The organism is Bacteroides xylanisolvens XB1A (genome assembly GCF_000210075.1).
Lineage (GTDB): Bacteria > Bacteroidota > Bacteroidia > Bacteroidales > Bacteroidaceae > Bacteroides > Bacteroides xylanisolvens.
This window is the reverse complement of record NC_021017.1, coordinates 2,033,608-2,041,753: the sequence shown is the minus strand read 5'-3', so window position 1 is coordinate 2,041,753 and position 8,146 is coordinate 2,033,608. Positions and strand designations below refer to the sequence as shown.

Below are 8,146 nucleotides of genomic sequence, written 5' to 3'. Positions count from 1 at the left end.
CGGAAAGGAATAATAAAACAAAGCCCCGAAAGTCATAGACTCCCGAGGCTTCATTACCTTTATTATAATAATGATATATTATTCTTTCAAATCTTTCAGTTCCCAAGCCAATGCACTGGCACCCAGTACAGCAGCATCAGAATCCTTCAATTCGGAAACGAGCAATTTCGTCTTACCTTTATAGATATTCAGGATATTATCATCAATGGCTTTCTGAATCGGTTTCATGATATAGTCACCGGACTTAGCCAAGCCACCGAACAATACAATGGCTTCAGGGCTGGAGAATGCAATAGCATCCGCCAAAGCTTCACCCAAGATATTACCTGTAAATTCGAAGATTTCCTGTGCCAGTTTATCACCTTGTACAGCTGCATCATATACATCTTTTGAAGTAATGTTTTCTGCAGGAATGTTACGAAGCAAGCTGGCATCCGTACGAGCGGCAAGGAATTCGCGAGCTGTGCGAGCTACACCGGTAGCCGAACAGTAAGTTTCCAGACATCCCTTACGTCCACAACCGCAAAGACGACCATCGCGACGAGCGATCACATGTCCTAATTCGCCTGCAAAACCGTCATGTCCATATACCATCTGGCCGTTGATAACAATACCACTACCCACACCGGTACCCAGTGTAATCATGATAAAGTCTTTCATACCACGGGCAGCGCCATAAGTCATTTCACCGATAGCAGCAGCATTTGCATCGTTTGTCAAAGCAGTGGGGATACCCAGTCTTTCTTCAAACATGGCAGCCAACGGAAGAATTCCTTTCCAAGGCAAGTTCGGAGCAAATTCAATCGTTCCCGTGTAATAGTTACCATTCGGAGCACCGATACCGATACCTCTGATTTTATCAACGCCACCATTAGCAATAATCAATGGAAGCAGGCTTTTACACACTTCATCAGCGTATTCTTCTACTGTAGGATAACCAGATGTTTTGATTGAACTGCTGGCAATAATAGTTCCGCGTGCGTCTACAATTCCAAAGACGGTATTCGTTCCGCCTATGTCAATACCTACTACGTAGGGCTTTTCCATGTTTGAATTCATGATACTTTTATTTAAAAGGGTTAGTTAATCATTAAGTTTACTGCACACAAATTACGTAAAGAAGATTGAGTCTACAAAATGTTTTTCAAAAAAAGTTCAACCTCTTTGCAACTTTTCGTATCTTGCAGCCGTCTAATAGTAGAAAATTATTAGAAAACAGAATCTAAATAAAGAAAATTGTGATACAACTAACAAACGTCAACAAGACCTACAACAACGGAGCGCCTCTCCATGTACTTAAAGGTATCAATCTCAATATCGAACAGGGAGAATTTGTTTCCATCATGGGAGCATCCGGGTCTGGGAAATCAACTTTACTCAATATATTGGGAATTCTCGACAACTACGACACCGGAGAGTATTATCTGAATAACGTACTCATCAAGAACTTAAGCGAAACCAAAGCTGCCGAATACCGAAACCGCATGATCGGATTTATCTTCCAGTCATTTAACCTGATTTCCTTTAAAGATGCCGTAGAGAATGTAGCACTTCCTTTATTTTATCAAGGGATAAGCCGCAAGAAGCGAAATGCACTTGCCTTGGAATATCTCGACCGTCTGGGTTTAAAAGACTGGGCACATCACATGCCCAACGAAATGAGTGGCGGTCAGAAACAACGTGTGGCAATCGCACGGGCTTTAATCACCCAACCGCAAATCATTCTGGCAGATGAGCCTACAGGAGCTTTGGACAGTAAAACTTCCGTGGAAGTGATGCAAATTCTGAAAGATCTTCATAAGCTGGGAATGACGATTGTAGTTGTCACCCACGAAAGCGGAGTTGCCAACCAAACAGACAAGATTATACACATCAAGGACGGGGTTATCGAACGCATTGAAGATAATATCGACCACGATGCCTCTCCGTTCGGCAAAGACGGTTTCATGAAATAAGTAATAAGTATTAATTCCATGCGGTCGCAGCGCAGCCTAATACTTAATACTTACTTATCACTTAATACTTAAAAAAATGATTGATATTTGGCAAGAAATATACAGTACCATCAAGCGTAACAAGCTAAGGACTTTTCTCACAGGATTTGCTGTGGCATGGGGTATCTTTATGCTGATCGTCCTGTTAGGCGCAGGCAATGGATTGATCCATGCATTCGAGCAATCGGCTTCCGAACGTGCCATGAACTCCATCAAGATTTTTCCGGGATGGACCAGCAAATCATACGATGGACTGAAAGAAGGAAGACGAGTGCAACTGGATAATAAAGACGTAGATGCTACCGACCATTATTTTCCGGACCATGTCATTAAAGCCGGGGCAACCGTGTGGCAAGGAGGTATTAACTTAAGTTTCGGACAAGAATACGTCAGTTTGAATCTTTCCGGCGTATATCCCAACCATACGGAAGTAGAAGTGGTGAAACTCTTCAAAGGACGTTTCATCAATGAAATTGATATTAAAGAGCGCCGGAAAGTAATTGTGCTCCATAAAAAGACAGCAGAGATTCTTTTCGATAAAACGCATACCGAGCCTATCGGGCAGTTTGTCAATGCCGGTAATGTGGTTTATCAGGTAGTAGGGCTGTATAATGATAAAGGAGACAGCGGAGACAGCGATGCTTACATCCCCTTCACCACCCTGCAAACGATTTACAACAAAGGAGACAAGTTGAATAACCTTGTTATGACTACCAAGAACCTGGAAACGATAGAAGCGAATGAAGCATTTGAAGCTCATTACCGCAAGGTGCTGGGGGCCAATCATCGCTTTGACCCGACAGACCATAGTGCTATCTGGATTTGGAACCGGTTTACCAACTACTTGCAACAGCAGCAAGGCTCGAACATGCTACGCATTGCTATCTGGGTGATCGGTATCTTTACGCTGTTAAGCGGGATTGTAGGAGTGTCCAACATTATGCTGATTACTGTAAAAGAACGTACCCGTGAATTCGGTATTCGCAAAGCTCTGGGTGCCAAGCCGCTTTCTATTCTCTGGCTGATTATCGTAGAGAGTGTCACCATTACCACGATATTCGGATATATAGGTATGGTGGCAGGCATCGGAGTGACCGAATGGATGAATAACGCCTTTGGCAATCAGACAATGGATACCGGAATGTGGACGGAAACTGTTTTCCTGAATCCAACAGTAGATATAAGAATCGCCATACAGGCTACACTCACATTAATAATAGCTGGTACGTTAGCCGGATTATTCCCTGCCCGAAAAGCAGTCAGCATCCGACCAATCGAAGCACTTAGAGCAGATTAAGACTATGAGAATAGACATGGATACCTGTGAGGAAATCCTCATTACCATTACAAGAAATAAAACGAGAAGCCTGCTGACTGCATTCGGTGTTTTCTGGGGAATCTTTATGCTCGTCGCCCTGATCGGCGGCGGACAAGGACTGGAAGGCATGATGAAAAAGAACTTTGAAGGATTCGCAACCAACTCCGGCTTCCTTGCCGCACAGAAAACGGGCGAAGCTTACAAAGGTTTCCGCAAAGGCAGGTGGTGGAATCTGGAAGCTATCGACATCGAGCGCCTCCGTTCGCAAGTCAAAGATGTGGAGGTCATTACTCCTTCCATTGCCCGTTGGGGTTCCAAAGCTGTATACGAAGATAAGAAATACGATTGCAGCGTGAAAGGATTATATCCGGACTATCTCCACATCGAATCACAGGAAATGGCCTACGGCAGGTTTATCAACGAAGTGGATATACAGGAAGCGCGTAAAGTGTGTGTGATCGGAAAGCGTATCTATGAAAGCCTGTTCAAACCGGGAGAGGACCCTTGCGGAAAATACATACGCGTAGACGGAATTTATTATCAGGTGATTGGCATGTCTTCCTCCGAAGGGGATATGAACATACAGGGACGGGCTTCGGAAGCTGTCACCCTGCCTTTCACCACGATGCAGCAAACGTATAACTTAGGGGGACGGATCGACGTCATCTGCTTCACCGTGAAGCATGGAATCAAAGTGTCCGATGTACAACCGGAAATGGAGCAGATTATTAAAGCTGCGCATTATATCGCGCCTAACGACAAACAGGCACTTATGTACCTGAATGCGGAAGCAATGTTCTCGATGGTAGACAATCTGTTTACCGGTATCAACATACTGGTTTGGATGGTAGGATTGGGGACTCTGCTGGCAGGTGCCATCGGCGTATCTAATATTATGATGGTAACCGTGAAAGAACGTACCACCGAAATTGGTATCCGCCGGGCAATCGGCGCACGCCCCAAAGATATTCTGCAACAGATTCTATCGGAAAGTATGGTGCTTACTACCATTGCAGGAATGTGTGGAATCTCTTTTGCCGTCATGGTGTTGCAACTGGTAGAGATGGGAGCAAACGCCGACGGAGGAGACGTCCGTTTTCAGGTTACCTTCGGACTGGCAATCGGCACTTGTGCTCTTCTGATCGCACTGGGAATGTTGGCAGGTCTGGCACCTGCTTATCGGGCTATGGCTATCAAACCGATTGAAGCTATCCGCGACGAATAAAGAGGTGCGAGGGATTTCAATTATTAATCGTAAACAATAAAAATATAAATAAAGTCATGAAAAAGTATCTGAAAATCACATTATTGGTAGTCATTGCTATCATTCTTGTCGGAACATTCGTATTCCTTTATCAGAAGTCTAAACCCAAGGTAATCACTTACGAAATAGTAAAACCGGAAGTCACTGACCTCCAAAAGACTACAGTAGCTACCGGAAAGGTGGAACCGAGAGACGAAATTTTAATCAAACCGCAGATTTCGGGTATTATCGACGAAGTGTACAAAGAAGCCGGACAAGCTGTGAAGAAAGGGGAAGTGATCGCCAAAGTAAAAGTAATCCCTGAACTCGGTCAACTGAATTCTGCGGAAAGTCGTGTGCGCCTGGCAGAGATTAATGCAACACAGGCAGAAACGGATTTTGCCCGTGTAAAGAAGTTGTACGAAGATCAACTGATTAGCCGGGAAGAATATGAGAAAAGTGAAGTAGCCTTGAAACAGGCTCGTGAAGAGAGACAGACGGCTAAAGATAATCTGGAAATCGTAAAAGAAGGGATTACCAAAAACAGTGCATCGTTCAGTAGTACGATGATTCGTTCTACCATTGACGGGTTGATTTTGGATGTACCTGTAAAAGCCGGTAACTCTGTGATTATGAGTAACACGTTCAATGATGGAACCACGATTGCTACGGTAGCCAATATGAACGACATGATTTTCCGTGGTAATATTGATGAAACGGAAGTGGGACGTATCCACGAACAGATGCCGATCAAACTGACAATCGGAGCTTTGCAGAATCTGACTTTCAACGCCATTCTGGAATATATCTCTCCGAAAGGGGTAGAAACCAATGGTGCCAACCAATTTGAAATCAAGGCTGCAATTACCATTCCAGATTCCGTTCAGATTCGTTCCGGATATTCGGCTAATGCGGAAATCGTGTTGCAAAGGGCAAATCAAGTATTGGCAGTCCCCGAAAGCACTATTGAGTTTAATGGAGACTCTACATTTGTGTACATCATGACAGATTCAGTGCCCGAACAAAAGTTCCAGCGTACGCAGGTGACTGCCGGTATGAGTGATGGAATCAAGATAGAAATCAAGAAAGGAATAACTGCACAGGACAAAATACGGGGTGCAGAGAAAAAAGATAAATAATTGAATTCAATGAAAATAATTCGTAAAACCATATCAGCCCTTCTGCTTGCCGGGATCGGAATCACTTCTATCCAAGCACAGAACAACTCCCCGCAAGCATGGACATTGCGGCAATGTATCGACTATGCCATCGAGCATAATATAGAGATTCGTCAATCGACCAACAGTGTTGAAGCCAATAAAGTGAGTGTAAACACTAGTAAATGGACACGTCTTCCGAATTTGAGCGGTAGCGCCAGCCAAAACTGGAGTTGGGGACGTACTGCTTCTCCGATAGACAACTCGTATAGTGACATTAACAGTGCCAATACCAGTTTCAGCTTGGGAACCAATGTACCGATATTTACCGGTTTGCAGTTATCCAACCAATATTCACTTGCCAAGTTGGATTTAAAAGCCGCTATAGAAGATTTGAATAAAGCCAAAGAAGACATTGCAATCAATGTCACTTCCGCTTATTTGCAGGTTTTATTCAACCAAGAATTAAGTAAGGTTGCTCATAATCAGGTAAATTTAAGCAAAGACCAGCTAAAGCGTATCCAAGGACTTCACGGAGTAGGTAAAGCATCCCCTTCTGAAGTGGCCGAAGCACAAGCCCGTGTCGCACAGGACGAAATGACTGCTGTACAATCAGACAATACGTACAAGTTGTCATTATTAGACCTCACCCAACTTTTGGAATTACCTACGCCTGAAGGATTCGTGCTCGAAAGTCCTAAGGAAGAACTAGAGTTCGAATCTCTCACCCCACCGGATGATATATATACACAGGCTCTTGCTTACAAACCAAGTATTAAGGCTGCAGAATACCGTTTACAAGGTAGTCTTAATAGCATTCGTATTGCTCAAAGTGCATTCTATCCACAACTCTCTTTCAGCGCCGGTTTGGGTAGCAATTATTATACGGTGAGCGGAAGATCAGAAAACAGCTTCGGCAGTCAGATAAAGAACAACCTAAATAAGTATATAGGATTCAATTTGAGCGTTCCGATCTTTAATCGTTTTTCTACACGAAACCGAGTACGCACCGCTCGTTTACAACAAATAGACTTATCTTTGAGATTGGATAACGCAAAGAAAGTACTCTACAAAGAGATTCAGCAGGCTTGGTATAATGCTCTAGCTGCTGAAAGCAAGTACAACTCCAGTGAAGTGGCAGTGAAAGCCAACGAGGAGTCTTTCCGCCTAATGAGTGAGAAATTCAATAACGGCAAAGCTACCTTTGTAGAATATAATGAAGCCAAACTTAATCTGACGAAAGCTCTTTCGGATAAGTTGCAAGCTAAATACGACTATCTGTTCCGGACTAAAATTCTGGATTTCTACAAAGGACAGATCATTGAATAAAAAGAAATATATTTGAGTTTAGTATAGTAGTTCCTTCAAACATATCCGTTGGTTCATTCGTTATTATAGAAAGAACTAACGGATATGAAGTATTTTATCATCATAGTGATCGTAGTGATTAGTAATACATTTTTAGGAGTTGCTAAACCAATGAAAAATCAAGCAGAAATCTATTTTGCAGGAGGATGCTTCTGGGGAACAGAACATTTCCTGAAACAAATTCGAGGAGTAGAAAGTACTCAAGTAGGATATGCCAACAGTAATGTTGCCAACCCGAGTTATGAACAGGTCTGTTCAGGAAAAACCAATGCTGCGGAAACAGTAAAGGTGGTTTATGATCCTAAAACGGTAGATTTAAATTTGCTGCTCGATCTGTATTTCAAGACAATTGATCCTACCAGCCTCAACCGTCAGGGTAATGACCGGGGAACACAGTATAGAACCGGAATTTATTATATAAATAAAGAAGATCTTCCTGTCATTAACCAGGCTATTAAACTATTGTCTACACAATATAAGACTCCTATCGCTATAGAAGTAAAGCCATTGACTAATTTCTATCCGGCAGAGACTTACCATCAGGACTATCTGGATAAAAATCCGGGAGGATACTGCCATATCAATCCTGCTTTATTTGAAATGGCACGCAAAGCCAATGCACCGAAAACAAAAGTGTATCAAAAACCGGATGACTCAACCCTCCGCAAGGAACTGTCGGCGGAACAATATGCAGTAACCCAGAAGAATGCCACCGAACCGGCCTTCCACAATGAATACTGGAATGAGCATCGCCCAGGCATTTATGTTGATATTACCACCGGAGAGCCTTTGTTTGTTTCTACCGACAAGTTCGATTCGGGTTGCGGGTGGCCTAGCTTTTCCCAGCCGATTCAAAAAGATATCATCGCAGAGAAGAAAGATACTTCGCATGGCATGATACGTACGGAAGTGCGCAGTAAAACCGGGGATGCGCATCTGGGACATGTATTCACAGATGGTCCGAAAGAGAAAGGCGGATTACGTTATTGCATCAATAGCGCCTCCCTTCGTTTTATCCCGAAAGAGAAAATGAAAGAGGAAGGTTATGGAGAATATTTGCCACTCA

General features: G+C 43.2%; 7 protein-coding genes. 6 read left to right on the top strand and 1 reads right to left on the bottom strand.

Translation table 11 applies throughout. From position 1 onward, the window contains the following. Positions 1-78: 78 nt before the first annotated feature. A complete protein-coding gene (locus tag BXY_RS08350) occupies positions 79-1,059 on the bottom strand; it encodes an ROK family protein (protein ID WP_004315007.1) in 981 nt (326 codons plus the stop codon). A 179-nt stretch (positions 1,060-1,238) separates the two neighbouring features. Here BXY_RS08350 and BXY_RS08345 point away from each other — a divergent pair, with 179 nt between their 5' ends. The 6 genes from BXY_RS08345 to msrB form a co-directional block, all read left to right on the top strand. After that, positions 1,239-1,955: an ABC transporter ATP-binding protein gene (locus BXY_RS08345; RefSeq protein WP_008026229.1), complete on the top strand. Its 717-nt coding sequence runs from the start codon at positions 1,239-1,241 to the stop codon at positions 1,953-1,955. 76 nt (positions 1,956-2,031) lie between these two features. Next, the gene (locus tag BXY_RS08340; protein ID WP_008026227.1) at positions 2,032-3,291 is read left to right on the top strand and encodes an ABC transporter permease; all 1,260 of its coding nucleotides are present in this window, start codon (positions 2,032-2,034) and stop codon (positions 3,289-3,291) included. A 4-nt stretch (positions 3,292-3,295) separates the two neighbouring features. After that, positions 3,296-4,537 carry an ABC transporter permease gene (locus tag BXY_RS08335; RefSeq protein ID WP_008644985.1) on the top strand — a complete coding sequence of 414 codons (1,242 nt, stop codon included), beginning with the start codon at positions 3,296-3,298 and terminating at the stop codon, positions 4,535-4,537. Between the two features lie 56 nt (positions 4,538-4,593). Further along, positions 4,594-5,694 (top strand): efflux RND transporter periplasmic adaptor subunit, encoded by a 1,101-nt coding sequence (locus BXY_RS08330; protein WP_008644983.1) that lies wholly within the window; start codon positions 4,594-4,596, stop codon positions 5,692-5,694. A gap of 9 nt (positions 5,695-5,703) precedes the next feature. Further along, on the top strand, positions 5,704-7,041 hold the full coding sequence (locus BXY_RS08325) for a TolC family protein (protein ID WP_008644982.1): 1,338 nt from the start codon (positions 5,704-5,706) through the stop codon (positions 7,039-7,041). Positions 7,042-7,125: 84 nt separating this feature from the next. Next, positions 7,126-8,146: peptide-methionine (R)-S-oxide reductase MsrB (msrB, locus tag BXY_RS08320; RefSeq protein WP_208946790.1), on the top strand; the 1,021-nt coding region annotated here is incomplete at its 3' end.

Excerpts from the sequence above, each read along its gene's own strand:
- BXY_RS08340 (WP_008026227.1), top strand. The coding sequence starts at position 2,032 with ATGATTGATATTTGGCAAGAAATATACAGTACCATCAAGCGTAACAAG.
- BXY_RS08330 (WP_008644983.1), top strand. The coding sequence starts at position 4,594 with ATGAAAAAGTATCTGAAAATCACATTATTGGTAGTCATTGCTATCATT.
- BXY_RS08325 (WP_008644982.1), top strand. The coding sequence starts at position 5,704 with ATGAAAATAATTCGTAAAACCATATCAGCCCTTCTGCTTGCCGGGATC.
- BXY_RS08335 (WP_008644985.1), top strand. The coding sequence starts at position 3,296 with ATGAGAATAGACATGGATACCTGTGAGGAAATCCTCATTACCATTACA.
- BXY_RS08350 (WP_004315007.1), bottom strand. The coding sequence starts at position 1,059 with ATGAATTCAAACATGGAAAAGCCCTACGTAGTAGGTATTGACATAGGC.